Origin of the sequence: Amycolatopsis sp. A133, from assembly GCF_031082405.1 — a bacterium.
Taxonomy (GTDB): domain Bacteria; phylum Actinomycetota; class Actinomycetes; order Mycobacteriales; family Pseudonocardiaceae; genus Amycolatopsis.
Genome location: NZ_JAVHJU010000036.1, coordinates 34,953 through 60,976, shown reverse-complemented (window position 1 = coordinate 60,976; position 26,024 = coordinate 34,953). Strand labels below are relative to the sequence as shown.

Annotated in this window: 23 protein-coding genes; 1 reads left to right on the top strand and 22 read right to left on the bottom strand. The window is 72.6% G+C overall.

Features of this window, described 5'->3' with window-relative positions; genetic code table 11:
* Positions 1 to 50: 50 nt before the first annotated feature.
* The 11 genes from Q5425_RS23635 to Q5425_RS23585 form a co-directional block, all read right to left on the bottom strand.
* Positions 51 to 1,406 carry a condensation domain-containing protein gene (locus Q5425_RS23635; protein ID WP_308674471.1) on the bottom strand — a complete coding sequence of 452 codons (1,356 nt, stop codon included), beginning with the start codon at positions 1,404 to 1,406 and terminating at the stop codon, positions 51 to 53.
* A complete protein-coding gene (locus Q5425_RS23630; RefSeq protein ID WP_308674470.1) occupies positions 1,403 to 1,627 on the bottom strand; it encodes an MbtH family protein in 225 nt (74 codons plus the stop codon). Before Q5425_RS23630 ends, Q5425_RS23635 begins: the two co-directional genes overlap by 4 nt.
* On the bottom strand, positions 1,624 to 3,372 hold the full coding sequence (locus Q5425_RS23625; protein WP_308674469.1) for a non-ribosomal peptide synthetase: 1,749 nt from the start codon (positions 3,370 to 3,372) through the stop codon (positions 1,624 to 1,626). Before Q5425_RS23625 ends, Q5425_RS23630 begins: the two co-directional genes overlap by 4 nt.
* 28 nt (positions 3,373 to 3,400) lie before the next feature.
* Entirely contained in the window at positions 3,401 to 4,537 is a 1,137-nt protein-coding gene (locus tag Q5425_RS23620) for an epoxide hydrolase (RefSeq protein ID WP_308674468.1), read from the bottom strand.
* 163 nt (positions 4,538 to 4,700) lie between these two features.
* Positions 4,701 to 6,287: a PQQ-binding-like beta-propeller repeat protein gene (locus Q5425_RS23615; RefSeq protein WP_308674467.1), complete on the bottom strand. Its 1,587-nt coding sequence runs from the start codon at positions 6,285 to 6,287 to the stop codon at positions 4,701 to 4,703.
* 309 nt (positions 6,288 to 6,596) lie between these two features.
* Complete coding sequence (locus Q5425_RS23610) at positions 6,597 to 7,139, bottom strand: carboxymuconolactone decarboxylase family protein (protein ID WP_308674466.1); 543 nt, start codon at positions 7,137 to 7,139, stop codon at positions 6,597 to 6,599.
* Complete coding sequence (locus tag Q5425_RS23605; protein WP_308674465.1) at positions 7,111 to 7,578, bottom strand: DUF6187 family protein; 468 nt, start codon at positions 7,576 to 7,578, stop codon at positions 7,111 to 7,113. The genes Q5425_RS23610 and Q5425_RS23605 overlap by 29 nt, the downstream gene beginning before the upstream one ends.
* Positions 7,571 to 8,893 (bottom strand): FAD/NAD(P)-binding protein, encoded by a 1,323-nt coding sequence (locus Q5425_RS23600; RefSeq protein WP_308674464.1) that lies wholly within the window; start codon positions 8,891 to 8,893, stop codon positions 7,571 to 7,573. Before Q5425_RS23600 ends, Q5425_RS23605 begins: the two co-directional genes overlap by 8 nt.
* Positions 8,894 to 8,927: 34 nt before the next feature.
* Positions 8,928 to 9,404 carry a DUF6423 family protein gene (locus tag Q5425_RS23595; RefSeq protein ID WP_308674463.1) on the bottom strand — a complete coding sequence of 159 codons (477 nt, stop codon included), beginning with the start codon at positions 9,402 to 9,404 and terminating at the stop codon, positions 8,928 to 8,930.
* Positions 9,405 to 9,645: 241 nt separating this feature from the next.
* Positions 9,646 to 9,957, bottom strand: a complete 312-nt coding sequence (locus Q5425_RS23590) for a DUF6235 family protein (RefSeq protein WP_308674462.1) — start codon at positions 9,955 to 9,957, stop codon at positions 9,646 to 9,648.
* Between the two features lie 198 nt (positions 9,958 to 10,155).
* Positions 10,156 to 10,302 carry a hypothetical protein gene (locus Q5425_RS23585; protein ID WP_308674461.1) on the bottom strand — a complete coding sequence of 49 codons (147 nt, stop codon included), beginning with the start codon at positions 10,300 to 10,302 and terminating at the stop codon, positions 10,156 to 10,158.
* A 201-nt stretch (positions 10,303 to 10,503) separates the two neighbouring features.
* Between Q5425_RS23585 and Q5425_RS23580 the strand changes: the two genes are divergently transcribed.
* Entirely contained in the window at positions 10,504 to 10,722 is a 219-nt protein-coding gene (locus tag Q5425_RS23580; protein WP_308674460.1) for a hypothetical protein, read from the top strand.
* A 567-nt stretch (positions 10,723 to 11,289) separates the two neighbouring features.
* Here Q5425_RS23580 and Q5425_RS23575 read toward each other — a convergent pair.
* From Q5425_RS23575 to Q5425_RS23525, 11 genes are all read right to left on the bottom strand, one after another.
* Complete coding sequence (locus Q5425_RS23575) at positions 11,290 to 11,502, bottom strand: acyl-CoA carboxylase subunit epsilon (RefSeq protein ID WP_308674459.1); 213 nt, start codon at positions 11,500 to 11,502, stop codon at positions 11,290 to 11,292.
* Positions 11,503 to 11,514: 12 nt separating this feature from the next.
* Positions 11,515 to 13,056 (bottom strand): acyl-CoA carboxylase subunit beta, encoded by a 1,542-nt coding sequence (locus Q5425_RS23570; RefSeq protein ID WP_308674733.1) that lies wholly within the window; start codon positions 13,054 to 13,056, stop codon positions 11,515 to 11,517.
* A 158-nt stretch (positions 13,057 to 13,214) separates the two neighbouring features.
* Positions 13,215 to 13,412, bottom strand: coding sequence for a DUF6222 family protein (locus Q5425_RS23565; protein ID WP_308674458.1), 198 nt, complete (start codon positions 13,410 to 13,412; stop codon positions 13,215 to 13,217).
* Positions 13,409 to 14,488, bottom strand: coding sequence for an SDR family NAD(P)-dependent oxidoreductase (locus tag Q5425_RS23560; protein ID WP_308674457.1), 1,080 nt, complete (start codon positions 14,486 to 14,488; stop codon positions 13,409 to 13,411). Before Q5425_RS23560 ends, Q5425_RS23565 begins: the two co-directional genes overlap by 4 nt.
* Positions 14,489 to 14,502: 14 nt before the next feature.
* Positions 14,503 to 15,075 (bottom strand): flavin reductase family protein, encoded by a 573-nt coding sequence (locus Q5425_RS23555; RefSeq protein WP_308674456.1) that lies wholly within the window; start codon positions 15,073 to 15,075, stop codon positions 14,503 to 14,505.
* A gap of 1 nt (position 15,076) precedes the next feature.
* A complete protein-coding gene (locus Q5425_RS23550; RefSeq protein WP_308674455.1) occupies positions 15,077 to 15,526 on the bottom strand; it encodes an acyl-CoA thioesterase in 450 nt (149 codons plus the stop codon).
* Positions 15,527 to 15,528: 2 nt separating this feature from the next.
* Positions 15,529 to 21,354, bottom strand: a complete 5,826-nt coding sequence (locus Q5425_RS23545) for a type I polyketide synthase (protein ID WP_308674454.1) — start codon at positions 21,352 to 21,354, stop codon at positions 15,529 to 15,531.
* 252 nt (positions 21,355 to 21,606) lie between these two features.
* On the bottom strand, positions 21,607 to 22,404 hold the full coding sequence (locus Q5425_RS23540; protein WP_308674453.1) for a TIGR03084 family metal-binding protein: 798 nt from the start codon (positions 22,402 to 22,404) through the stop codon (positions 21,607 to 21,609).
* Between the two features lie 183 nt (positions 22,405 to 22,587).
* On the bottom strand, positions 22,588 to 23,643 hold the full coding sequence (locus Q5425_RS23535; protein WP_308674452.1) for a carboxymuconolactone decarboxylase family protein: 1,056 nt from the start codon (positions 23,641 to 23,643) through the stop codon (positions 22,588 to 22,590).
* A gap of 143 nt (positions 23,644 to 23,786) precedes the next feature.
* A complete protein-coding gene (locus tag Q5425_RS23530; RefSeq protein WP_308674451.1) occupies positions 23,787 to 25,439 on the bottom strand; it encodes a GMC family oxidoreductase in 1,653 nt (550 codons plus the stop codon).
* Positions 25,436 to 26,005, bottom strand: coding sequence for a DUF5987 family protein (locus tag Q5425_RS23525; protein WP_308674450.1), 570 nt, complete (start codon positions 26,003 to 26,005; stop codon positions 25,436 to 25,438). The genes Q5425_RS23530 and Q5425_RS23525 overlap by 4 nt, the downstream gene beginning before the upstream one ends.
* Between the last annotated feature and the right edge of the window lie 19 nt (positions 26,006 to 26,024).

The window sequence follows — 26,024 nt, the reverse complement described above, 5'->3', positions numbered from 1 at the left end:
CGGCCAGGGTGACACGCACCGGACGGCGCTCTCGTCTTCCCGCTTGCCGTTCAGCCACCCGCGACCGGGGAGTCCGGGGCGCCGACCAGTTCGGCGAGCAGTTCGCGGAACTCCTTCGCCGTCGCCTCGACGCTCGCGCGGTCGTACAGGTTGGCGTCGTACTTGAGGCTGGACGCCATTTCCCCCGACGGCAGGATGTCGGTGGCCCACAGCCCGCCGTCCGGGATGCCGCAGCTGACCGGCTGCGAGATCGTGCGGCGCCGGATCTCGGTGCAGGTGAGGTCGCCGACGACGGTCTCGTCCAGCGCGTCCGGCGACTGCAGCACCTCGAACGCCACCACCGCGCGGTCCGCCGCGGCGAACTGGGTGACGACCTGGGGCACCTCGGGCACGACGAGGCTGAAGGGGATGTCGTTGGCGTAGGCGTCGAAGCACGTCTTGCGAACCCGCTCCAGCAGCTCGCGCAGCGTGGCGGCGCCGTCGAGCCGCACGCGCAGCGCGACGAAGTTGAAGTACGGCCCGACGGAGTCGGCGTACTCCCGCTGGAACCGGCCCGAGGTGAAGGTCGGCACCACGATGTCGGCCTCGCCGGTCAGCCGGTGCAGCTGCGCGACGTAGGCGGCGAGCAGCACCATGAACGGCGTGCTCCGCGCCGACTTCGCGAACGCCAGCGTCGCGGCCGTCAGCTCCCGGTCGATCAGGAACCGGTGTACGGCGTAGGCGCTGGGGCGCGCCGGGTCTTTCGGGACGTCCGTGGGCACGGCGAGGATCTGCGCGCCGGCCAGCTGCTCGCGCCAGTAGGCCAGCGGGCGGGCGACCGCGGCCGCCGCGGCGTCCGAGTGCTGCCACGCGGTGAAGTCCCGGTAGTGCCCCACCGGCGGCAGCTCACGCGGGGCGTTGCCGCGGCGGGCGGCGTAGCAGAGCGTCAGGTCGCGCATCAGCACCTGCATCGACCAGCCGTCGGTGGCGCTGTGGTGGGTGACGAGCACGAGGACCGCGTCCTGGTCGTCGAACCGGCCCAGCACCGCGCGCAGGTGCGGCAGCCGGGTGACCGGGAACGGGACCGCCTCGATCTCGTTGGTGAACTCCTCGGCCCGCGTGTCACGGCCGCTCGGCTCCGCGAGCAGCTCGCGGACCTCCAGCTCGACCGGCGACGGCGGGTGGATCCGCTGCGACCGCTCCTCGCCGCGGGTGATCGACGTGCGCAGCGTCTCGTGCCGGACGACGAGGTCGTCCAGCGCGGCCTGCAGCGTCGCGAGGTCGAGCGGGCCGCGGATGCGCCAGCCGTAGGCGAGCGTGTGCAGGTGCCCGAAGGCGCCGTCGGTGTCGCCCTTGTCGTAGGCGCAGAGGAATTCCTGGTTCAGCGAGAGCGGCAACGGCCCCTCCGGCACCGCGGATCCGGTCATCGGGCGCCCTTCCTCGGGTCGGCGGCGGCGAGGCTGCGCGGCCGCGGGTCGGTCCAGTGTTCGCGGACGTAGGCCAGGCAGGCGGCCTTGGCCGCCGGGCCGTGCTCGCCGGTCCAGCCGCGCGGCACGGCGAGCGCCGCGGGCCACAGGGAGTACTGGCCTTCGGCGTTGACCAGCACCCGGAACGTGCCGTCCTCGACGTCGAACGGGTTGGTGCTCATGACTGGCTCGCTTCCCCTGGCATCAGCTCGTCGAGGCCGGCGACGGTCGGTGCGTTGAACAGGTCGCCGATGGTCAGTTCGGCCCCGAGCTCGGTCTGGATGCGGCTGATCAGCTGCATCGCGAGCATCGACTGGCCGTCGAGGTCGAAGAAGCTGTCGTCGAGCCCGACCCGCTCGGCGCCGAGCACCTCGGCGAAGAGGCCGCACAGCACGCGCTGCCGCTCGGTGACCGGCGCGCGGTAGTCCCCCGCGACGGCGGTCTCGGGCGCCGGCAGCGCCTTGCGGTCGAGTTTCCCGTTGGGGGTCAGCGGAAGCGTGTCGAGCACGACGAAGGCCGGGACCATGTAGTCGGGCAGCAGCTCGGCGGCGTGGGCGCGCAGGGCGGGCACGTCGACCTCGCCGGAGGCGGGCACCACGTACGCGGCGAGCTTCGTCTCGCCCGGCTCGTCCTCCCGGGCGACGACGGCCACGTGCGCGAGGCCGGCGAACTTCGACACCACGGTCTCGATCTCGCCCAGCTCCACCCGGAACCCGCGGATCTTGACCAGGTCCCCGGCCCGGCCGACGAAGTCGAGCACGCCATCGGGGGTGTGGCGCACGAGGTCGCCGGTGCGGTACATCCGGCCGCCGTCGCCGCCGAACGGGTCGGCGACGAACCGGTCGGCCGTCAGGTCCGGCCGTCCGTGGTAGCCGCGGCCCAGCCGGCTGCCGGCCAGGTACAGCTCGCCGGCGACCCCGTCGGCCACCGGCTCGAGCCGCTCGTCGAGCACGTAGGCCCGCAGGCCGTCCAGCGGCTCGCCGACCGGGACGCCCGCCTCGACGTCGGCGAGCGTGCGCATCGGCCAGCTGACGGCGAACGTCGACAGCTCGGTGGCGCCGTACATCGCGCGGACCACCGTGCCGGGGCAGGTTTCCAGCACGCGCCGCACGGCGTTCGGCGCGATCACGTCACCGCCGGTCAGCACTTCGCGCACGCCGGCGAAGCACTCCGGCGCCTCGGACGCGATCAGGCGGAACAGCCCGGCGGTCAGGTGCAGGCCGGTGATCGCCCGGTCGGTGATCAGCCGGCGCAGCGTCGCGATGTCGAGGTCGCCGGGCGGGGCCAGCACGATGGTGCCCCCGCGCAGCAGCGGCACCCACAGCTCGTAGGTGGAGACGCCGAACGCGTGCGGCGCGACCAGCAGCAGCCGGTCGTGCCAGCCGGTCGCCCACCGGGTGTCGTCGACGAGCCCGAGCACCGCGCGGTGCGGGATCGAGACGCCCTTGGGCTCCCCGGTCGTGCCGGAGGTGTACATGACGTAGGCGACGTCTTCCGGGTGCCCGGCCACCTTCGGGTCGCTCTCCGGCAGCGCGGACCGGTCGTCCTCGTCGACGACGACCACCCGGCCCGCCTTCGGCAGCCCCTGCTCGCGCAATACGCGGTCGGTCAGCAGGATCGGGTCGCCGGCGTGCTCGAGGATCCACTGCTTGCGCTCCACCGGGTACGAGTGGTGCAGCGGCAGGTACGCGGCCCCGGCCTTGAGCACGGCCAGCACGGCGACGACGACGTCGGGCGAGCGGTCCATCAGCACCGCGACCGGCCGCTCCTCCCCCGCGCCGAGGCCGAGCAGGCGGTGGGCCAGCCGGTTCGCCAGCCGGTCGAGCTGCCGGTAGGTGAGCACCACGCCCTCGGCGGACACCGCCACCGCGTCCGGCGTGCGGTCCACCTGCTCGGCGAAGCGCTCTTGAAGGGACCGGGAAACCATCGGGAACTCCTATCCGGGTTCGGCCGGGCTACAGGGAACGGGCGAACTTGGCGATGTCGCCGGCGAGCAGCTCCGGCTGTTCCATCGCGGCGAAGTGACCGCCGCGGTCGAACTCCGTCCAGTGCTTGATGGTCGGGATGTCGCGGTCGGCCCAGCGGCGGATCGGCAGGAACAGGTCCCGCGGGAACACCGCGACCCCGACCGGCACCTCGATCGGCGGCGGCTTGACCCCGCTCGCCGCGAGCCGGACCCCTTCGGCGCCTTCGTAGTAGAACTGCGCGGACGAACCGCCGCTCGCGGTCAGCCAGTAGGTCGAGACGATGGTCAGCAGGTGGTTGCGGCAGACCGCGTCCTCCGGGACGAGTGCCGCGTCGGTCCACTCGCGGAACTTCTCGACGATCCACGCGAGCTGCCCCACCGGCGAGTCGGTGAGGCTGTAGGCCAGCGTCTGCGGCCGCTGCGCCATCACCCGCATGTAGCCCGACAGCTCGGCGTCGAACTGGCCGAGGCGGCCCAGCCGCGCCTGGTCGACCTCGTCGAGGTCGGCGAAGTCCGCCGGGTCGCCCGACGGGAAGGTCATCAGCATGTTGACGTGCACGCCGAGCACGTGGTCGGGAGCGAGGCGGCCGAGCTCCAGCGAGATCACCGAGCCCGCGTCCCCGCCCTGGGCGATGTAACGGTCGTACCCGAGACGGCTCATCAGCTCCGCCCACGCGCGGGCGATGCGCGGCACGTCCCAGCCGGTCTCCTCCAGCGTCGAGAAGCCGTAACCGGGGATCGACGGGACGACCAGGTGGAACGCCTGCTCGCCGGGAGCGGGGTGGGTGAGCGGCTCGACGATGTCGACGAACTCGACCACACCGCCGGGCCAGCCGTGGGTGAGCAGGAGCGGGATCGCGTTCTCGTGCGGCGAGCGGACGTGGACGAAGTGGATGTCCGAACCGTCGATCCGGGTGCGGAACTGGGGGAAGGAGTTGAGCTTCGCTTCGGCGACGCGCCAGTCGTACTCGGTTCGCCAGTACTCGGCGAGGTCTTTGAGGTACCCCAGCGGAACGCCCCGGCTCCAGCCGACGCCGGGCAGTTCGGCGGGCCAGCGGGTGGCGGCGAGGCGGGCGTTCAGGTCGTCGAGGTCGGCCTGCGGGATGGAGACGCGAAACGGCTGCATTGGTCACGGCCCGTTCGTCGGCGAGGACAACTGACCTTGCGATCCTCACACCGCGCCGGGGCGCCGGACGTCTTCCCGATTGCCCCGGACCCGCTGCGGGAGAAGCAAAAAAGCACGATGGCCGTCCCGGGCAGCCCGGGACGGCCATCGTGGTGGGAGCGGCTCAGCGCCGCGGGCAGGAACCCAGGCGGTAGGCCACGATCGTCGGCTTCTGGTCCGGGGTCAGCGGGTACCCGCCGACCGCGACCACGGTGTCGCCGTCGATCATCACCGGCGAGTTGGACCCGGCGGGCAGCTGCGCCGACCAGAGCTCCTCGCCGGTCTTCGTGCTCATGGCGTGCACCTTGCCCTCGTAGGTCGTGGTGAACACGACGTCGTTGACGACGGACGAGGCGCCGTAGGGCGAGTGGTCGAGCGGGTGCTGCCACTTGATCGCCCCGGTGACCTTGTCCAGCGCCACCATCTCCCCGGTGCCCTTGTCGAACGGCGCCAGGGTGGGCAGGCCCTGGGTGGTCCAGGTGGCGCCCAGGTTGTTGACCGCCGCGTAGATGGTCGTGTCGTCGACCGCCAGCGGCGCCGGCATGCCGCCCAGCACGCCGGGGAAGATCTCGACCGGCAGCTGCGGCAGCTTGTCGTACTCGCCGTTCATGGCCAGCAGGTTGTCGTTCTCGTGTCCGTTGTGGATCCCGACGGCCGTCTTCCACAGCGTCTTGCCGGTCGCCTGGTCGTAGGAGTAGACGAAGCCGGCCTTGCCCGACCCGATCACCACCGGACGGCGGCCCGCCGTGGTGACGATCGGCGAGTTCTGCAGGTCCCAGTCGTAGATGTCGTGCGGGCTGGCCTGGTTGTACCAGAGCAGCTTCCCGGTCCGGCCGTCCAGCTTGACCACGGAGTTCGTGTAGAGGTTCGCGCCCGGCCGGCTCGAGCCCCACGGGTACTCGGTGGTGCCGGGGAACGGCGCCGGGTTGGTCACCGCCAGGTAGACGTCGCCGCGGCTGTCGAAGCTCGGCGGGTACCAGAGCCCGCCGCCCGAGTTGACGTCCGGCATGCCCCACAGGTCGGCGGGAACGGTCTCGAACTTCCACTTCGTCGCGCCGGTGCGCCCGTCGAGCGCCCAGACGACGCCCTGGCCGTTGCCGCGGTAGAACCCGCCGTAGACGCCGGGGACGGTGGACATGAGCACGGTCCCGTTGTCGTACCCGGGTGCCATGTCGATGCCCTCGTTGGCGTTGCGGGTGATCTTCTTGATCCACAGCTCGGCGCCGGTCCGCGCGTCGAGCGCGAAGACCGAGTCGGCGGTGCCGCCGAAGACGCGGCCGTCGCCGACCGCGACACCGGTGGGCCCGTTGCTCTCGGAGTGGTACAGCTTCGTCCACAGCTGACGGCCGGTCCGCAGGTCGATCGCGTACACGTTGGAGCTGTGGTCCTGGGTGTAGAGCACGCCGTTCGCGACGACCGGCGTCGCCGAGTGCGTGCCGACGTAGCGGTCGAGGTTGCCCACCAGCGGGGCGGTCCAGGCGGTCTGCAGGGTGCCGACGGTGCGGCTGTCGACCGGGCCGCCGACCCGGCGCGTGCCCGCCTTGTCGCCGTTGGGCTCTCCCCAGCCCGGGGCGACGCGGGTGTGCGCCGGGCCGTCGGACCGGGCGGCGGCCGGGATGACGTGGCCGGACGACAGCAGCAGCACGCCCGCCACGACGGCGAGCACCGAACGGCCGGCTATCCGGCCGTTCCGTAGTTGTTTCAGGCGCATGTTCGCGACCCCCATCACCGATCGGCTCGTGGAAAACCGGTGCACGGACCGGCTCTGTCACCAGGCGACGGTACGCGGCGGGGGCGGCGGTACATCTCCCACGATGCCCTGAACGGCCGGAATGCCAAAGCGAAACATGTTGGTAGGCAACAGAAAACGTACACTTCGCCCACCATCGACCGAGCGTGTCCGCGCGAGCACCCTGCGCCGCCGTCCGCGACCGTCCACTGTGCTCATCCTTTGTGGACTTCCCGCGAACGGAGAAGGCCCCCGGCGCGGTCCGCCGGGGGCCTCCTCCTCTTCGTCCGCTCAGGCGAGCAGGTGCGCCAGACCGGCGTAACCGCCTTCTTTGAGCCGCTCGCCCGACGTCGTCGCGTAGGCCTCGTCGGCCCGGATGCCCAGGCCCTCCACCATCCGGTTCATGAAGTTGAACAGGGCGCAGACCAGCACCGCGTCGTGCAGCGCCCGCTCGTCCCAGCCGGCGGCGAAGACGGCCTCGGCGTCGGCGTCGGTCATCCGCGCGGGCGTGCGGGTCAGTTTGCCCACGTAGGCCAGCACCGGCTTGAGCTTTTCCTCGACCGGCGCCGTCTCCAGATCGGCGACCGCCGCGGCGAGCACGCCCTCGGGGACGCCGAAGGCCTCGGCGGTCACGGTGTGGATTCCGTGGCAGTAATCGCAGCTGTTGACCCCGGAGACGTACGCGGCGATCATCTCCCGCTCGCCGGGGGTGAACGGCGACTCGCCGCGCAGCAGCTCCTCGTGGAACGCCAGCAGGTGCCGCGCCGGTCCGGGGTAGGCCTTGAAGACCTGCAGCAGCGTGGTCTCAGCCGGCAGGGACCTCAGGTACGACATCGGGGGATTCCTTTCCGTCCGCCCGCCGGTCGGCGAGCTGGTCGACCTCGGTGCGGCGCAGCGCACACGCGGTGAGGTAGGCGACGGTCGCGGCGCCGGCCCCCGGCACCGCCGCGGCGACCCGCTCGAGCCGGTCGGCCCACGTCCGGCGCAGCGAACCGGGTGACGACGTCGACGGCGGCTCGCCCAGCTCGTCGCGCAGGGCCCGCCAGTGCCCGGCGCCGGAGTCGACCAGCGCCGCCATGGTGAACCCGCCCGCCCCGTGCCGGGCCTGGTCGACGACCTGGGTGACCACGGCCGCGTCGTCGGCGAGCCGGGCCACGCCGAGCCCGGCCAGCAGCCGGTCCGGGTCCAGGCCGAGCAGGATCACCCCGGCCTCGGTGGACCCCGGGTCGTCGACGGCAGGCAGCGCGAAGCGGGTGTCGTGCGGCTCAGACACCGGCCGCCACCTCGGCCGGGACGCCGTGGCGCAGCCGGTGGGCGATGGCCGCGGCCACGCGGGTGGTGGCGACGCGGTGGCCGTCGATGTTGCGCGCCGCGGGACCGAGCACCATCCCGGCCGCCGCCCCGACCACCGACACGCGCGGCTCCCGGCGGTAGGACAGCGTCCGCTCGTCGAGCTCCGGCCAGCCGTCGCGGGCGGCGACGACGTCGTCGGGCAGCAGGCCGGTGCCGATCGAAGGGGTGGTGCCCAGGGCCAGCACGGCGTGGTCGCCCGCGACCCGGCGGCCGCTTTCCAGCCGCAGCACGACGGTGCCGCCGACGGCGGCCGCGACCTCCTTGACCGCCTCGCCGCGGTGCACGACCAGCCGGCCCACGGCTTCGGCGCGTTCCAGCTGCGGCCGGAACTCGAACATGATCGACGCCCGCCGGAACCGGCCCATCAGCTCGAGCCGTTCGGACCAGCCGACGCCGTCGAAGCGCTTGCGCCCTTCCGGGCGGAAGAACGAGGAGTTGACGTCGGCGCACTGGTAGCGCTCGCCGGGTTCGCGGACGACCCACTGCACCTCGCGGCCCGCGGCCAGCGCGCCGGTGATGAGGTGCGCCGCCGTCAGCCCGGCGCCGACGACCACCTGGCACTGCGCGCCCGACGGCACGGACTCGTCCCAGAACGACACCCCGCGCGGCGGATGGCCGCCGCCCCACCACGTTTCCGGGGCGGAGCGGCGTTCTTCACCGGGACACAGCACGACGTGGCGCGCGGCGACGGAGAACCGGTCCGTGCGGACGGTGACCGCATCGCGGCCGGGCTCGACCGCGCGGACGGTGGCCTGCCACGCCTTTTCGGCCACGTGGTGGGAGGTGGCCAGGTGGGCGCAGTAGGCGTCGAAGACGTCCACCGGCACCACCGAGCGGTGGCCGGACTGCGCCATCCGGATCTCGCGGCGCTCGGTGCGGGTCAGCCGGCTCCAGTGCAGCCGCGCGAAGTCGAGCAGTTCGCAGTCGCGGAAGCCTTCGACGCCCGGGTGGTGTTCGTAGGGCGAGCGCAGGACACGCTGGCCCAGTGTGTCGATCCGGTCGAAGAAGCGCCCGCACGGGCGCCCGGTGCGGTCCACCACGACGACGTCGTGCACGCCGTGGTGCCACAGGGCCGAGGCGACGGCGAGCCCGGCCGGGCCGGCGCCGACGATCACGACGTCGGCCGACGCCGGCGGCGACGCCCCCCGCGCCGGGGACGGTGGCGCGGGCGGGCGTGGCCATTCCCGGCCGCGCGGGGAGTCGAGCAGGTGCGGCTCCGGCACGAACGTGATCACGGCATTCCTCGGATCGCTCGGTCGGGCGGCGCGTTCAGAGCACCGTGACCGGCACGATCAGCTCGACCACCGGCCGCTGGCCCATGCCGTTGGCCACCAGCTCGCCGAGGGTCTGCTGGGACTGTTCGGCGCTGTCGGTCGCGATCGGGCTGTAGCGGGAGTAGAAGTAGGTCGGCTTGCGGCCGCTCGTCTCCATCGAGTAGGTCTTGAGCACCGTCTCGCCCGGGCGCACCTCGCCTTCGTAGAAGGTGAGGCGGCGCTGGTCCGGGGTCATGAAGCTCTTGGAGAACTGCGGCGACATCAGCATCTCGTCGTCGAGGAACGTCGAGTCTTCGTCCATCACCGCCTGCATCGCGACCCACGTCTGGTCGGTCAGGTTTGTTTCCGCCTTGATGACCTGCCAGCGGCCGGGCTCGGGCAGGTTGACGCTCACCGAAACGTCGTGATCGGTGGTGTCGATGGCCCCGGTGATCATCAGCACCCGGCGGGCCAGGTCGGCGGTCCCGGTCATCTGGACGTCCCGGGCGCGAACCCGGCTGGAAACATCGAGTCCCGGCAATTCAGGTGACGACATGGTGCAGCCTCCTACGTAATCCACCCCAGAGATAAAGGCGTGACCAGCGAACACGCAAAGGCTTTCACATCGAGGACACCTGCGTCAAGATGACGAATACACGGTCCGGCCGGGTAATTCGTCATCCGGTCGGCGCAATCACCCGCAGCCGGGTGCGTCGCCGATTAGGCCGTTCGGCTCACTCCGAAGACGAGGGTTCCTGCTGGAAGGCAGGGGAGTCGACCTCGTCCTCGACGGCGCCGACGTACCGGATCCCGAACGTGCATTCGGCCCGTTGAATAGCGACTTTCATGATGAGACCCGATTTCACGACAATGATGAAAGTACCTGGATCCGCCGGATCGGCGAAAATGTCGTGAACCAGGAACACGGAACCGTCGCCGATAGCGAACAATGCTTCGTAGACGACGTTCCGCTGCGCCTGCGACGCGGACTCGGCCCACTCCTCGAGCACGTCGAGGCCCGTGGTGAGCTGGAGGCGCATTGCCATCCGCCGGCCTCCCAACCAACGTAGGCCGGTCGCCGCTCGTGCGTAGTCACGCACGGGCGACCGGCAGCACCCGCCGGAAGCCCGGTGACACTCCGGCCCGAACACTTGCAAGTCTGGCGTCTGGCTTGCGCGGCGCTCATCTCCGAGCGTGCGCTCCGGCACGGGACGGGTACCGTCCGTGCCGGTGCCGGGAGCCGGTCAGTTGTAGCCGAGGACGATGTGCTCGCCCAGGTCGTCTTCGTCCGCCGCCGCCGGGGCGGGGGCCTCGACCAGCCGGAGCCGCACCTCGGCTCCGGCCGTGATCGTCCGGTCGGGACCTTCCGGAACCGCCGCCGCTGCTGTCATGGTGGGACCTCGCTTTCGCTTCCGGTGGTGGGTTCCACCATGCGCGGCCGGGCTCGAGGATCGGATGGAAATCGCTATCGGCGGGCCGCGCCCGCAGCGGACGAGTGGTGGGCGCCCGGGCGTGAGAGGTGCACTGGAGAACGGGAATTCCGCATGCCCGCCCCGGGCACGCATCCCGCCCGACGACCCCGGAGGTGCGCGATGACCCCCTCGAACGGCTCCCCCGTCCCCCGCCCATCGGCGGCCGAGCGCCAGCGAACGTGCGCAGCCTGCGGCGCCGCGTTCCAGCTGGGCGACCGCACGGAGGTGGAGGTGCTGCTGGACGGCGAGGTGAGGTACGTAGCGGTCCACGCGGGCCACACGACGTACTCACCGCGCCGGGAACGCGCCGCGGCCACACGCCTGCACAACGCGGCCTGACGGGTTCAGCAGCTCACTCGCTCACTCGCGGCCACGCGGCTCACGCGCGGCCCACTCGCTCCCTCGCAGCCACGCGGCTCACGCGGCCACACGGCCACACGGCTCACTCGCGGCCACGCGGCCCACGCGCGGCCCTCGCGGCCCACGCGGCGCCACGCGGCTCACGCGCGGCCACGCGGCCCACGCGGCTCGCGGCCCACGCGGCCCACGCGCGGCTCACGCGCCGGCGGCCCGCCTCGAGCGCCCCAATGTGGCGTTGGTTGCGTCCAACGCACCGAACGCCACATTGGGTGCGTTGAGCGCACCGAACGCCACATTGGGGCGCAACAGGTCGTCGCCGGCGAGCCGGGGGTCACCACCGAACTCGGGCAGAGCGCCGGACCGGCCGCAAAACTCGGCCGGCTCCGCCGCGCAGCCGCAGAGCGGGCACCACGCCCAGGGCGGCCCCTACCTCACGGCGCGAGACCCGCCGAATCGCCCAAACCCGGCCCAGCGCAAACGCCCCAATGTGGCGTTGGATGCGTTCACGCAACCAACGCCACATTGGGGCGCTTCAGACCCGGAACCTCAGCGCGGCAGCCCCGACATCCGCCAGGCGTCGCGCCCCGCTCGGACCTCCACCCCGCGGCCCCACACCGGCCGCGACCACGCCGACGGTTGCGGTGGCGGCTCCGGGGCCGCCCGCCGCAGGGTCAGGACGGCGACCAAGGCCGCGAGCTCGACGTCGTCGGGGGTGCCCTGCAGCACCCGGACCAGGTCCGGACTTTCGGTCGCCGACACCATCCACTCCCGTCAGATCGGCAGGTTGCCGTGCTTGCGTCCCGGGCCGGCCTTGCGCTTGTCCCGCAGCATCGCCAGCCCCCTGGCCAGTGCCGCGCGGGTTTCCGCCGGGTCGATGATGTCGTCGACGAGCCCGCGCTCGGCCGCGTACTGGGGGTTCAGGAACTCCGCCGTGTACTCCGCCACCAGTTTCGCCCGCAGCGCCGCCGGGTCCGGGGCCGCCGCCAGTTCGCGGCGGTGCAGGACGTTCACCGCGCCCTCCGCGCCCATCACCGCGATCTGGTTGGTGGGCCACGCCAGCGACAGGTCGCACCCGATGGACCGCGAGTCCATCACGATGTACGCGCCGCCGTAGGCCTTGCGCAGGATCACCTGGATCCGCGGCACCGTCGCTTCGCAGTACGCGTGCAGCAGCTGCGCGCCCTGCCGGATGATGCCGCCGCGCTCCTGCTCCACCCCCGGCAGGAAACCCGGGACGTCCACGAGGCTCACCAGCGGAATGCCGAACGCGTCGCAGAACCGGACGAACCGCGCGGCCTTCTGCGACGCCGGCCCGTCGAGCACCCCGGCGAACACCATCGGCTGGTTGCCGACCAGGCCGACCACCCGGCCGTCGATGCGCGCCAGCGCGCACAGCACGTTGCGCGCCCAGCCTTCGTGCAGCTCGAAGAACTCACCGTCGTCGGCGATTTCGGCGAACACGTCCCGCATGTCGTACGGCTGGTTCGGCTCCACCGGCACCAGCTCCGCCAGGAGGGGCCGGTAGTCGTCCTTCGCGTTCGTCGACGCCGTGACCGGTGGCGGGTCGAGGTAGTTCGACGGCAGCAGCGAGACCAGGTAGCGGACGTCGGCGAGGCAGCTCTCCTCGTCGTCGTGCACCACCGTCGCGACGCCCGAAGCCGAACCGTGGACGTCCGCGCCGCCGAGTTCCTCGTGCGTGACGCGCTGGCCGCTCACCGCCTCCACGACGTCGGGCCCGGTCAGGTACATCCGGGCGGTGTCCCGGACCATGAACGTGAAGTCCGCCAGCGCGGGCGAGTACGCCGCGCCGCCCGCGCACGGCCCGAGGATCACGCTGATCTGCGGGATGACGCCGGACGCCTCGACCTGGCGGCGGAAGATCCCGCCGTAGCCGTTGAGCGCCAGCACGCCCTCCTGGATCCGGGCGCCGCCGCTGTCGTTGAGCCCGATCACCGGTGCGCCGTTGGCCACCGCGAGGTCGAGCACCTTGTGGATCTTCGCCGCGTGCGCCTCGCCGAGCGAGCCGCCGAACAGCGTGAAGTCCTGGGCGTAGACGAACACCCGCCGCCCGTCGATCGTGCCGGAGCCGGCGACCACGCCGTCGGTGTGCGGGCGGTTGCCCGCCAGGCCCGGTCCGCTCGCCTGGTGCCGCCGGTAGGGCTCGATCTCGGTGAAGGAGTCGTCGTCGAGCAGCAGGGCGAGCCGTTCGCGTGCGGTCAGCTTGCCCAGCGAGTGCTGGCGCCGGACGGCGTCGAGCTTGCCCTCGTGGATGTGCGCCCGCAGTTCCTCGCGCCGGCGCCGCAGCAGCGGCATGTCCGGCGGCGCGGGACGCGCCTGGTCGGCGGCCCGCGCCAGCTCGATCACCTGGGCGTCACCGGCCTCCCCCGGCCGCCCGAGCCGGCGGCGGCCGCGGGAGAGCCCGTCCGGGACCGGCACCACCTCGGCGTCGTCGGCGGCCTCCTGGCTTCCGCTCACGCGGCATCCCTCATCCGGGCACGCTCGTCCCGCTCGATCTCGGCGACGATGTCGGACCACACGATGCCGCGGCCCAGCCGGGGCATCGGGCGGACCGGCACGTCCACCGGCAGCCCGGCCGGGACCGGGTCGGCGGCCAGCCGCACGGGCTGCTGGTCACCGGTGCCCGCACGGGCGGCGTCGCTGGCGGTCATGGCAGGACCTCCTCGGTCTGGATCCCGGATCGGCCGGGACCGGCGTCCGGAATGGATGCGGTGGACACGGCGGCCGCACCGGCCTGCCGGTCGGTGAGGCGCCCGGTCGTGTGCAACCAGGCCACCGTGTCGCGCACGGTGTCGAGAGCCGGCCGCGCCGCAACGCCGCCGGTGGGTGCGTCCGCGGCGACCGGGACGGCGGTGGCGCAGACGTAGAGCGCGCCGTACTGGGCCGGGACGTGCCACGGCCAGACGCGCTGCAGCAGGTCGGCGGCCCGGCCGACCGGGAACATCGCCCGCGGCGGCAGGAACACCGCCGGCAGGGCGCGCCCGGTCGCGGCCCGGACCGTCGCCAGGTACTCGCGGGTGGCCAGGAAGTGCCCCGGCCCGAAGGCCGCGGGCACGGCCGGACCGCGGACCAGCTCCGCGTGCAACGCCGCCGAGTCGCGGACGTCGCCGAGCGGCAGCCCGCGGCCCGGCCAGATCGGCATCAGCCCGCGCAGCAGGTCCCGCAGCCGCGCGTTCTGGTCGCCCAGGTGCGGGTCGTGCGGGCCGAGCAGCGCCGGCGGGTAGGTGACGGTGACCGGCACGCCGTCGGCCCGGTGCCGCCGGGCGATCCGCTCGGCTTCGGCCTTCGACGCCAGGTAGGGCTCCCGCGGCGCGCCGACCGGGCTCGCCGTCCCGATCGACGGCGAGGCCGTGGGGTAGAGCGCCCCGACCGTCGAGACGTGCACGATCCGCCCGGTGCCCGCCCGCCGCGCGGCACCGAGGACGACCTCGGTGCCACCGGCGTTCACCCGCCACAGCTCGGCGCGCCGCCTGCTGTCGAAGGTGTAGACGCCGGCCGCGTGCAGCAGCGCGTCCGCCCCGGCGACCAGCCGGCCGGCCGCCGCGGCGTCCGTCACGTCGCCCACCTGGACGTCCACAGTGGACGCATCGACGCCGAGCGGAGCCAGCGCACCGGCCACGCCGCTCGCGTCACGGGCGAGCAGCCGGACCCGGTGCCCCCGCCGCAGCAGCGCCGCGACCGTGTGGGCACCGAGGAAGCCGGTACCGCCCGTGACCGCGATCAGCATGACCTTCGCCCCTCTCAGGCCGCGCGGGCCTTCCCGTCGACGTGGTGGTAACCGCCGCCGTAGAAGACGAGGGCGTGCTCGCCGGTGCCCCGGCTGGTGGCGACCACCCGGCCCAGGAAGATCGAGTGGTCACCGCCCTCGATCACCTGCGCCAGCTCGCACTCCAGCCAGGCCAGCGCGCCGGTCAGCAACGGCGACCCGGTCTTGCCGCCCGCGGTGTAGCCGACGGCCTCGAACTGGGCCATCCCGTCGGGACGGCGCCAGTCGGCGAAGTACTTCGACGTCTCCTGCTGGTCCGCCGCGAGGATGTTCACCCCGAACGAGCCGGCGGTGACGATCGCGGCGTGCATCCGGGCCGCCTTGGACACGCAGCACAGCACCATCGGCGGTTCCAGCGACACCGACGAGAACGCGTTCGCGGTCATCCCGTGCGCGTCTTCCCCGCCCGCCGTCAGCACCGTCACCCCGGTCGCGAACTGCGCCATCACCTGGCGCAGTCCCGGCTGGGCCGACAGGCCGCGGCGGGCCGGCGACGTCGGCAGCCGCTTCAGCACCGGCCGTTCCGAAGGCTCAGACTCGTAGCCCACTTCAGACTCCCTTGCCGTTGACCGCGGCCGTCGAATAGGGCACCAGCGCCTCGCGCAGCTGCTCGGGGACCCGCGACGGCACGGTGGCCGTGTTGGGCCCGCGCATGCAGGCGATGCGCTGCCGTCCCCTGGCCACCAGCACTTCGCCCTCCGCACGCAGGTGGACGTAGTCGAAAGCGAACTGGATCTGCGTCGAGGTGAGCTCCTCCAGCCGCAGCCGGATGGACAGCTCGTCGAACGCGGTGATCTCGGCGAAGAACTCGCACTCCACCTTGAGGGTGAAGAGCTTGAGGTCGTGCCGGACCTCCTCCAGCACCGCCGGGGCCTTTTCCTTGAGGAACATCTCGCGGCACCGGCCCTGCCAGCGCACGTAGTTCACGTAGTAGACGTTGCCCACCAGGTTGGTCTCTTCGAAGCCGACCGTGTGGCGGATCTCGTAGTAGTCGGACATCCTCAGTTCCCCTCTGCGTGGAGCACGGCGAAGACGATCGGGTCGGTCCGGTCGTTGACGGTGGTCGACCAGGTGGCGATCCGGGCACCGCCGGAGGCGAGCAGCGCCCACCCGTCGGCGTCGACCTGGCGCACGGTCAGCGCCTGGGTCATCGAGCCCGTCTTGCGCACGCACTCCAGCGCGCTCCAGACCCGGGTGTTGGCCACGCTGATCGGTTCGCCGGTGTCGGCGGCCAGCAGCCGGCCCAGTGCGAGGAGCTCTTCGCCGAGCAGCCCGGCCCAGTCCTCGTCGGTGCGTTCGATCGCCGTCTCGATGTCGCAGGCGACCTGGTCGGCGCCGGCGACCACGAGGGTCAGCTGCGAGGTGTGCGACGCGTTGACCTGGACGCCGTCGCACTCCGGCTTGCCGTCGGGGCGGTAGAGCACCTCGACCGGCCGGTCGAGCGCACGGCCCGCGGCGAGCGCGGTCTGCGCCCTCCGCTCGGCGATGCCCTCCGCCGGGCGCCCGGCCGGGTCCGGCTCGAGCACCACCGACCGCGTCCCGCCGAGCAGCCGCTCGCACGCACGCTCCACGTAGGACCCCAGCATCGAGGGGACCCACGGCCCGGCGCCGTCGCGCTTGCGGACCGCGCGCAGCTTCAGGCCTTCCCAGCGCTCGACCAGCGTCCCGTCGGGGTTGCGGACGTCGAGGTCGTAGACGTAGCTGTCGCCGTCCTGGGACCGTTCCTTCGCGTCCAGCAAGACGTACTCGTCGTGCTGGCGGCCCGGCTCGGCCAGGTACAGCTTCTCGATGCCCTGCGGCAGCAGCGTCGCGTCCGGGACGCAGCACTGGATCGCGTGCATCATCGCGTCCCGCGTGCCGGGGTCGGCCAGCAGCCGCTCCTGCGGGAGGAACGGGGCGAACCAGTAGTGGTCCGCGTTCGTCGAGATCTCGGCGACCGCGTGCCGGGCACTGGCCCGGCGGTAGCCGAGGACCCGCTGGAACCGCTTGCCCTGGAAGAGAACCGAACCGTACAGCTCGCTGATCGGCTCCACCGGCACCGGCGGCAGCGCGACGTCGCGAGGCACGCATTCGCCGATCTGGTCCGGCCGGGCGAAGCTGAGCCGCGCCTTGAAGTGGTCGGCGCTGAAGCCGGTCTCGTCACTGCGGATCACGACGTCGACGGTGTCGGCGTCGCGGGCCAGCGTGGCCAGCCGGACCGTGGTCGACCCACCGGGCGAGACGATGATCGGCCGGAGGAACTCGACGTCCGACAGCACCGGGGTGCCGGTGCGGTCCAGCGTCGCCGCCGCGGCCTGCGTCATGGCCTCCATGCCGAGCACCGCCGGGAACAGCAGCTGCCCGTCGAGCAGGTGGTCGGTCAGGTACGGGTCGGCCCCGTCGGACAGGTCCGCCTCGGTGATCAGCTCGACGCCCGGGTAGTGCACGATCGCCCGGTCGACGAACCGCGTCAGCGGCAGCTCCCGCTTCTGGATCGGCAGCGTGGCCAGGCCCGACGTGCGGCCGCAGACCACCAGCACCGGCGGTGCGGCCGGGTCGGCCAGCACCTGGCGGAGGATGGTGATGCCCTCCTCGGTCGGGATCGGCGTGATGCCGTCGCGCATCAGGGCGCTGACCACGCCGAGCTTCTCGCCCATGCCGGTGCCCGACCAGACCGACCACTCCAGCGCGATCGCCCGCGCCTTCGGGTGTTCCTGGCCGAAGCGCAGGGTCAGCTCGGTCATCCAGTCGTTCGCCGTGGCGTAGTGCGCTTCACCGCGCAGGCCGGCCCGGCCGATGATGCTGCCGAAGGTGACCAGGAGCTTGATCCGGTCGGAGTCCACCGCGGCGAGCACCGCGTTGAGGCCGCCGATCTTCGGGGCGAGGGTCTTGCGGAAGCTGTCCTCGGTCAGGCTGAAGAGGGCAGCCGGCTCGTTGCGGCCCGCGCCGTGGAGGATCGCCGTGACCGGGCCCAGGTCGGCCTGGACCCGGGCGACCGCCTCGGCGATCTGCGGGGCGCTGGTGACGTCGGCGCGCTCGTAGCGGTAGCGGATGCCCGCCGCTTCCATGCGGTCGAGGTTCTCCGCCAGCTCGCTGTCGGACTCCGGGTCGCTGCGTCCGAGCAGGGCCAGCCGGGCTCCGGAGTCCTTGGCCAGCGCGAGCGCGCTCTCCGCGGTGATGCCCTTGCCACCACCGGTGACGAGCAGGACGTCGGTGGCGTCCAGCGAATCGCGGATCGGGCCGGGCTTCGGCGCCGGCAGCGCGGACAGCCGCGGCACGGTGCGTCCGCCGTCGGCGCCGTAGCGGGCTTCGGTGAAGTCCGTGGTCGCGGCGACCTCGGCCACCACGGTGGTCACGGCCGAGGCGATCTCGTCGGCGCCCGACGGCGTCGGGTTCGCCAAGTCGATGATCGTCGTCTTCGCCGAGGGGTCCTCGAGCCGCAGGGTCCTGGCCAGACCGGCCGCGCCGTAACCGTGGTGCACGACCACGAAGCGCGTGCCGTTGGGGGCGGCCATGACGGCGCGGCCGGCGTCGAGGAACAGGCCGACGTGGCTGGAGTCGCAGTCCGCGGGCAGGCAGAGCAGCACGCCGTCGCCGGCACCGGACTTCGCCAGCGCGGCCCGCAGCGGTTCGGCCAGCGGGTGCCGCGGCGTGGCGAAGACCTGCCACTCGGCGTTGCCCGCACCCGGCGTCAGGTCCGCCGTCGGCCGCGGCGCGGGCACGTACTCGACCGCGAACGGCCGGACCCACGGCCCGACGCCCGGGGCCTCGCCCCCACCGGAGGAGTCGCTCGGCTTCGCCGTCTGCGCCAGCTCGTCGATCATCTCGGCGAGCTCACCGAGGCACACCGTCGCGAAGTTCGGCATGCCTTCCAGTGCGGGACGGCCCAGTGCCCGGGTGACGTCGTTGACCAGCTGCCCGACCGTGATCGACGACAGGTGCAGGTCGTCGAGCGGGTGGGTGTCGGCGGTGACGGTCTCCAGGGGCAGCTCGACGCGCTCGGCGGCGAGCTTGCGCAGCAGGTCCAGCGTGGAGCTGCCGTCGCTCTCGGCGCCTGCGCCGGCCTCGGCGGCCTGCGCCTTCTCCGCGGCCAGCTCGGCAGCGAGCTCGCTGTCGATCGACGGAGCCGCTTCGCAGGGGCTGGCGAGGAAGTTGAACTGGCCGTCGGCGGGCAGGGCCCGGACGACCCGGCCCTCGAACAGCGCGTCCACGGTCAGCTGCACGCCGAGCGCGAACGCCGCACCGACGACCCGCAGCAGCGCCTGCAGCGACGCGTTGTCCGTGTCGATGGCGAGCACCGGCGTGTCCGGGGCGATCTCCTCGAACAGCCCGGTCAGCACCCGGCCGGGGCCGACCTCGACCACCAGGTCGCTGCGCTCGGCCACCTTGGCGGCGGCTTCGCGGAAGCGGACCGGCAGCACGATCTGGTCGCGCAGCAGCTCGGGCAGGTTCTCCGCGGCGTGCAGGACGTCGCCGCTGACGGTGGAGACGACCGGCCGCTCCAGCCGGGAGAAGGCGAACTGACCCAGCTGCTCGGTCATCGCGTTCGCGGCCGGCTCGACCGCCGGCGAGTGGAAGGCGTGCGAGACCTTGATCCGGGTCGCGCCGACGCCCTGGGCCTTGGCCCGGGCGACGATCTTGTCGATCGCCCCGGCCGGCCCGGAGATCACCGTCTGCTCGGGGGCGTTGTACCCGGCGATGACGACGTCGTCGCCCAGGCCGAGTTCCTCCACCCGGCCCGGCGATGCGGCGATGCCCGCCATCGCGCCGGTGCCGTCGCCGGTCGTCGTGGCCATCACCTTGCCGCGGACCTTCGCCAGGTCGAGCAGCCCGCGCTCGTCGAGCGCGCCGCCCCAGTGCAGCGCGGTCAGCTCGCCGAGGCTGTGCCCGGTGGCGGTCGACGCCTCGATGCCGAACGAACGCAGCACCCGCAGCGCGGCCAGCGAACCGGTGACGATCCGCGGCTGCGCCACCTCGGTGGCGACCTGGTCGCCGGCGACCGGCAGCGCGGCGGCGCGGTAGATCTCGTCGGCCACCGTGAACCGGCGGCGCAGCGCGCTGTCGCCCCCGCGGCCGGAACCCTGGCCGGGGAACAGGTAGCCGATCTTCGGCGCGGAGGTGCGGCTGCTCGCGAAGATGCCGTCGGCGCCGTTGAAGACCGAGTCACCCGACTCGAGCTGCTCCAGGAGCTTGGTGAGCTTCCGCTCGGCCTGCTCCGGGTTGCCCGCGACGACCGCGGCCCGCACCGGCTTGCCCGACAGCTCCTTCGCCAGCGAGCCGGCGAGGTCGGTCAGCTCGGCGAACGACAGCTTCGGCACGACCTCCAGCGTCGCCGCGATGTTCCCCCGCAGGGTCGCGACGTCGTCGGCGTCGAACAGCAGCAGCTCGGCGTCCTGCCGGCCGGCGACCAGCGTCCTGGCCCGCTCGTCGAGCTCGCGGCGGCGGGCCGCGGTCGGCGCCTCGGTGACCGTGACGTGGGAGTTGATCCCGCCGAAGCCCATCGCCGACACGCCGGCGCGGACCGGCTGGTCCGCCGGCCAGAGCGCCGCGTCGCGCGGGACGTACATCCGCGCCGACGTCCCGGTCAGCGACTCGTGGGGGTCGTAGTGCCCGGTGGCGGGCGGGATGACCTGGTGGTACACCGCCAGCGTCGCCTTGATCAGGCCGGCGACGCCGGCCGCGGCCTTGGTGTGGCCGATGTTGCCCTTGATCGTCGAGAGCGCGGCCTGCTTGGCCAGCGGGTCGGCGTCGCGGCGGGCGGTGGACAGCGCCTCGATCTCGGTGGCGTCGCCCAGCGCGGTGCCGGTGCCGTGACCCTCGAAGTACGAGACGGTCTCGACGCCGTAGCCGGCGCGGTCGTAAGCGCGCTTGAGGGCCAGCCGGTGCCCGGCCGCCTCGGGCCGGGTGATGCCCCCCTTGCCGTCGGAGGAAACGCCCCAGCCGCCGATCGACGCGTAGATCCGCTTGCCCTGCTCGAGCGCGTCGCTCTCGCGCATCAGGACCAGCATGCCCGAGCCCTCGCCGGGCCAGAAGCCGTTGGAGTCGGCGTCGTAGACCTTCATCTCGCGCTTGGCCAGCGCGCCGGTCTTCGCGAAGCCGATCACCTCGAACGGGTCGATCGAAAGGTCGACACCGCCGGCGATGGCGAGGTCGAGGTCGCCCTGTGCGAGCGCGTTGGCCGCCGTCACCACGGAAAGCAGCGACGACGAGCAGGCACCGTCGACGGTGTAGCCGCCGCCGGCGAAGTCGAAGTAGTTGCAGACGCGGCCGGCGATCGTGTTCGCCAGGCCACCGGCGAGGGTGTCCTCGTTGATCTCCGGGAACGGCTCCTTGTACTGGACCTCGAGCTCCCGCAGGAAGTTCGCGGTGTCCTCGTCCTCCCAGCCGCGGGCGGTCAGCGCCGCCGCGACCGTCCGGCGCACGTACGGCCAGCGCAGCCGCATGATGTTGGCGCGGGAGAACTCGCCGGTGAGGCTGTTGCCGATGACAACACCGGTGGTCGTCCGCGGCGCACCGTCACCCTCGCCGAAGCCGGCGTCCGCGAGAGCCGCGGCGGCGACGTCGAGGGCCAGCCAGTGCGTCGTGTCGGTCGCCCGGAACGTGCTGCCGGCCACCTTGTGCGCCACCCGGTCGAACTCGTAGTCCCGCAGCACCGCCGCCTTCTGGGCGTAGAAGCGGTCCGGGGCCTTCGGGTCGGGCGAATAGTAGTCCGCCCGGTTCATCCGTTCATCCGGCAGCCTGCGGAACGCCCGGCGCCCGGCCAGCACGTTTTCCCAGAGCTCCTCCGGAGAACTCGCGTCGGGGTACCGGAGACCGATACCGACGATCGAAATCCGCTCTACGCTCATGCCACCGCACTCCCACTGGCTCTCGAGCCCCGTATCACCGGAACCTTCAGGTCCCCGCTGTCCTCCGGAACGGGATCGGGGTCCCGCTCCGGTTTTGCCATCGGGCGGCGGCCTGTGCCGCCGCCCGGTGCCCGGTCCGCCGGGCCGTCCGGTCCAGCATCTCCCGGGCGGTGCGGACCGTCTTCTCTCTTCCTGCCCGCGGCCACCACGTCAGCACGCTCGGACAAGGATCTTCGCTGTCTTGCAAGAACTTCAGGCGCCGAACTGACCCGGACGGCGGCCCTGGCCCGCCGGTCCGCGGTAGGCCTGGGCGATGTCGAGCCACTGGTCGGCCAACGTGCCCTTCGCCCGTACGTCGAGGTCGTAGCGGTGCCGCCGCCGGGTGACGAGCAGGCAGAAGTCCTCGGCGCTGCCGCTGATCCGCTGCTCGGCGTCCGCGGGCCCGAATGTCCAGAGCGCGCCCGAGGGCGCGGTGAGCTCGAACCGGAACTCCTCGGCCGGCGGCGTCAGGTTGCGCGCCTCGTAGCCGAAGTCCCGCACCCGCACGGCGAACCCGACGAGGTGCCGGATCCGGTCGGTGCGCTCCGGGCGGACGCCCAGCGCGTCGGCGATGTCCTGGCCGTGGCCGAACACCTCCATCATCCCGGCGCACGCCAGCACGTACGGCGGCAGCGGGTTCACCAGCCACGGCACCAGCTGGTCGCCGGGCACGGCCGCGAGGGCCTTGATGCCGGCGTCCCGCTCGGCCCGCCAGCGCGTCAGCAGCACCTCGGCCGGGTCGTGGATGTACTCCTGCAGCGCGCCTTCGACCGCCTTCTCGAACCCGACGTTCGCGAGCGACTTCGTCATCGCCACGAACGCCTCCGGCTGCGCCGCCGACAGGCCGGCGATGCGGAAGATGAAGGCGAGGTGCCCGATCTGGTGCCGGACGCGCCAGCCCGGCGCGGGGGTGGGCATGTCCCACCCGTGGTCGGCGAGGCCCGCGACGAGCGCGTCGACTTCCTCGGCCTCTGCGGTCAGGTCGGCGATCACGCCCCTGGTGTCAGTCACCCGTCTGTCCTCTCACCGATACGACGTCTTTTCGTGGGCCGGCGGTCGTCGCGGGTGGCGAGCCACCGTGCGGCGACCGCCGGCCGGGCAGATCGGCCACCGCGCGGGGCGGCAAGCGCGAACCGGGCGATTCGGTGTGTCCCGGTGCTGCGCGCCCCGGCGGGCGATCCGACCTTTCGATCATCACCCGCGCCGACCTGGGAAGTCTTCTCTTCGCGCGCGGTGCGGCAGCCGTTCACCGGCGGCCACGGCCGCGGTGAAAGCCGCCCACGACACCAGCTCCACCAGGCCGCGATCGTCCGTCCTTTCCGGACGGACGGCGGCCACGTCCGCGGGCCCGGTCTGGTACGCCGCTTTGGCCGTCAGCAACGCCAGCCGTCCGGCGGCACGCTCTTCAGCCGGCAGTTCGGCGAGCACCGGCTCCACCCACGCGCGGCTCAGCCCGGGCGGTTTCCCGTCCCAGTCCTTGAGTTCGCGGCGGACGAGGTCCCGCACGCGCGAAGGCACCGAGCGTTCCCCGGCGGCCTCCACGGCCGCCGCGGCGCGCGCGAAGGCGTCGTCGAGCGGGTCGGCGGGGGTCGTTCCGGGCGCGGCGGGCAGCAGTTCCAGCGACTGACCGGCGGGCGGCGCGTCCCCCGGCTTGAGCAGGAAGCCCAGGACCGCCTTGGCTTTGCCGCGCGCCTGCGGCGGGACGGCCTCGGGCAGGGGCGACGGGCCGAGGAACACGCTCACCACCCGGTTGAGGTAGTGGAACGCGACGGCGACGGCGATGAACTCCGCCGCGGTGCCGGCGGGCACGTCCGGGGGCAGGGCGCCTTCGCCCCGCGCCCACAGCGCCAGCGCCCGTGTGTCGCGGTCCTGGATGGACCCCGCGTCGCCGGCCTCGATGGCCGCGGCCGCGTCCGGCTCACCCAGCGAGCTCAACGCCATCCCGTGCACCTCGACGCAGTACGGGCACGAGTTCGCCGCCGACACCGCGGCCGCGACGACCTCCTTGTCGGCCCGGCTCGCCGTCCCGGCCGCGACGAGCGACTCCCGCAGCACCAGCCAAGCCGCGGCGAGCACCTCCGGCGCCGCCGAGTGCAGCGCGATCGGCGGGGCGAGCATCCCGAAGTCCCGTTCCACCTGCCGGTAGACGTCCCGCACGAGCCCACGCGCCCGCCGCGGCCGCACCACCCCGACGTACTTCACCTCCCGCAGCGTCCGCCGCAACGCAACCCGCACCACACCCGCCGTCATAACTCCTCCTCAAGCCAACGGGCATCACGCGTGATCAGAGGGGACACACGCGTGATTGGCGGGGCATCACATCCGATGCCCTTCCAATCACGCGTGATGCCCCTTCAATCACACGTGATGCCCGTCCGATCACACGTGTGTCCTCAGTTGCCGGCGACCAGGTCCAGTTTGGACACCGCACGGCGGCCCGTGATGGAGCCGTCGGGGGCCGGGGCCCCGTACTTGACGTCGACGTCGCGGGCCTGCAGGGCCCGGACGATGCCCGGGATCGAGCGCTCGGCGAGCGCGGCGATGGTCATCGCCGGGTTCACCGTGAGCGCGCCCGGCACCGACGCGCTGTCGGTGACGAAGATGCCCGGGTGGTTGCGCAGCTCGTGGTTCGGGTGCAGCGCGGACGTCGCCTCGTCGTCCCCGATCCGGCACGACGCCAGCGGGTGCACGGTGTACGCCCCGACGACGTCGTTGGTCCACGGCGCGACCTTGGCGATGCCGTCCTTCTCGATGATCGCCTTGCAGTCGGCGTCCGCGAGCGCCCAGCCGCGACGCGTGTTCGGCGTCGGGTCGTAGCGCAGCGGGCCGCGGCCGAGCATCTGCTGCGAGATCCGGTACGCGTTTCCGGTGGGCGGCGGCGTGCCGAAGACGCCCTCGTTGTCGTCCTCGGTCATCAAGAAGATCGTCAGCCAGTTCGCCCACTGCTTGAGGATTTCCTTCTTCTCCGCCCCGTACCAGCGCGGCTCCTCGCCGCCGGGCACCTGGGCGAGGATGGTCCCCAGCCCGGGCGGGAAGTACAGCTGCTCCAGCGAATACCGCTCGTACTCCGGCAGCGACCCGTCGAGCTTGTCCCAGTTCGCGACGGTCGGGCCCTTGCCGATGTGGTTGGCCGAGTACACCGGACCGTCCTCGCGGGAGAGCCCGAGCACCTCGCGGACGCGGTCCTCGTCGATGATCGCGGTGTTGAGCCGCTCGCCGTTGCCGGAGAAGTACCGGCCGACGCCGTGCGGCATCTCGCCCAGCGAAGCCTCCGAGCGCTGCAGGATCACCGGGGTCGCACCGGCACCGGCGGCGATGATGACGACCTTCGCCTCGATCACGCCGGTGCCGGTGTGCACCCGGTAGTCCTCTTCGTCGACGACGTCGAAGTAGACGCGGTAGCCGCCGTCTTCGGTGCGCTCGAGCCGCTGGACCTCGTGCAGCGGCCGGATCTGCGCACCGTGCGCCAGCGCGGCAGGCAGGTAGTTCGTCAGCATCGACCGCTTGGCGTCGAACTTGCAGCCCGCCATCATGAAGTTGCAGTTGACGCAGGTGTCGTTGTCGACGGCGACCGGCGCCGGGTTGGCGGTGCGCCCGGAGTGGTTGCAGGCCGCGGCCCACAGGCCACCGGCGTAGGAGACGTCGCTCCAGTCCTGTTTGGACACCGGGATCGACTCGTCGACGCGGTCGTACCACGGCTCCAGGCTGTCGCGCGTGATCACCGACGGCCACATCCGGCGCCCGATGCTCCCGTGGCGCTCGAAGACGAACTTGGGCGCGCGCGGCATCGCGGCGAAGTACACCACGCTGCCGCCGCCGACGCAGTTGCCGCCCAGCACGCTCATCCCGTCGCCGACGACGAAGTCGAACGCGCGGGTGTAGGACGAGCCGAGCAGGTAGTCGTGCTCGAAGTCGTCCGCGGCCAGCCACGGCCCGCGTTCCAGCACGGTCACCTTGGCCCCGCCCGCGGCGAGGTGGTAGGCCGGGATCGATCCGCCGAAACCGCTGCCGACGATGACGACGTCGGTCTTGTCGATCGCGTTCATGCGGGGCTCCCGGAGGCAGTCGTGTCGGGGTGGAGCTCGGCCAGCTTGCGGCCGTAGCCGTACTTCGGGAACCGCCAGAACCCGTCCGCGTCCGGCGGCCGGTACCCCAGGGCCAGCAGGCCGGGGTGGCCGTCGCGGATGGCGTCGGCGGTGTGCAGGTGCGGGGCGCTGTCGTAGGCCATGTTGCAGAACAGCGCCAGGCTGACCCAGCCGTCCTTCTCCGGGTGCCCCGGTGTGGTCAGCCGGCGCACCAGCTCGCGGCGGTGCTCGTACGGCAGCGCGACGAACGGCGGCACGTCGTGGTCGAGCGCCAGCTCCACCTCGCCCGCGTAGGACTTCGCGTGGTCGTTGAGCGACTGCGCGAGGTACGGCAGGCCGGCCGTGACGCCGGTGGCGTCGAAGTTCAGCAGGTCGAGCGCGCCCGCCGCCACCGACCCCGCGCCGGGGGCCGCCCCGGCGATCGCCCGGTCTTCGGGGAACCGCTTCTCCCCGGGCACGATCGTGTCCGCGTAGGCCTCGAGAGTCATGTTCTTGACGCGTTCTTCTTCGGTGGCCTCGGGTTGCACCGGCCTACCTCCTCATCGA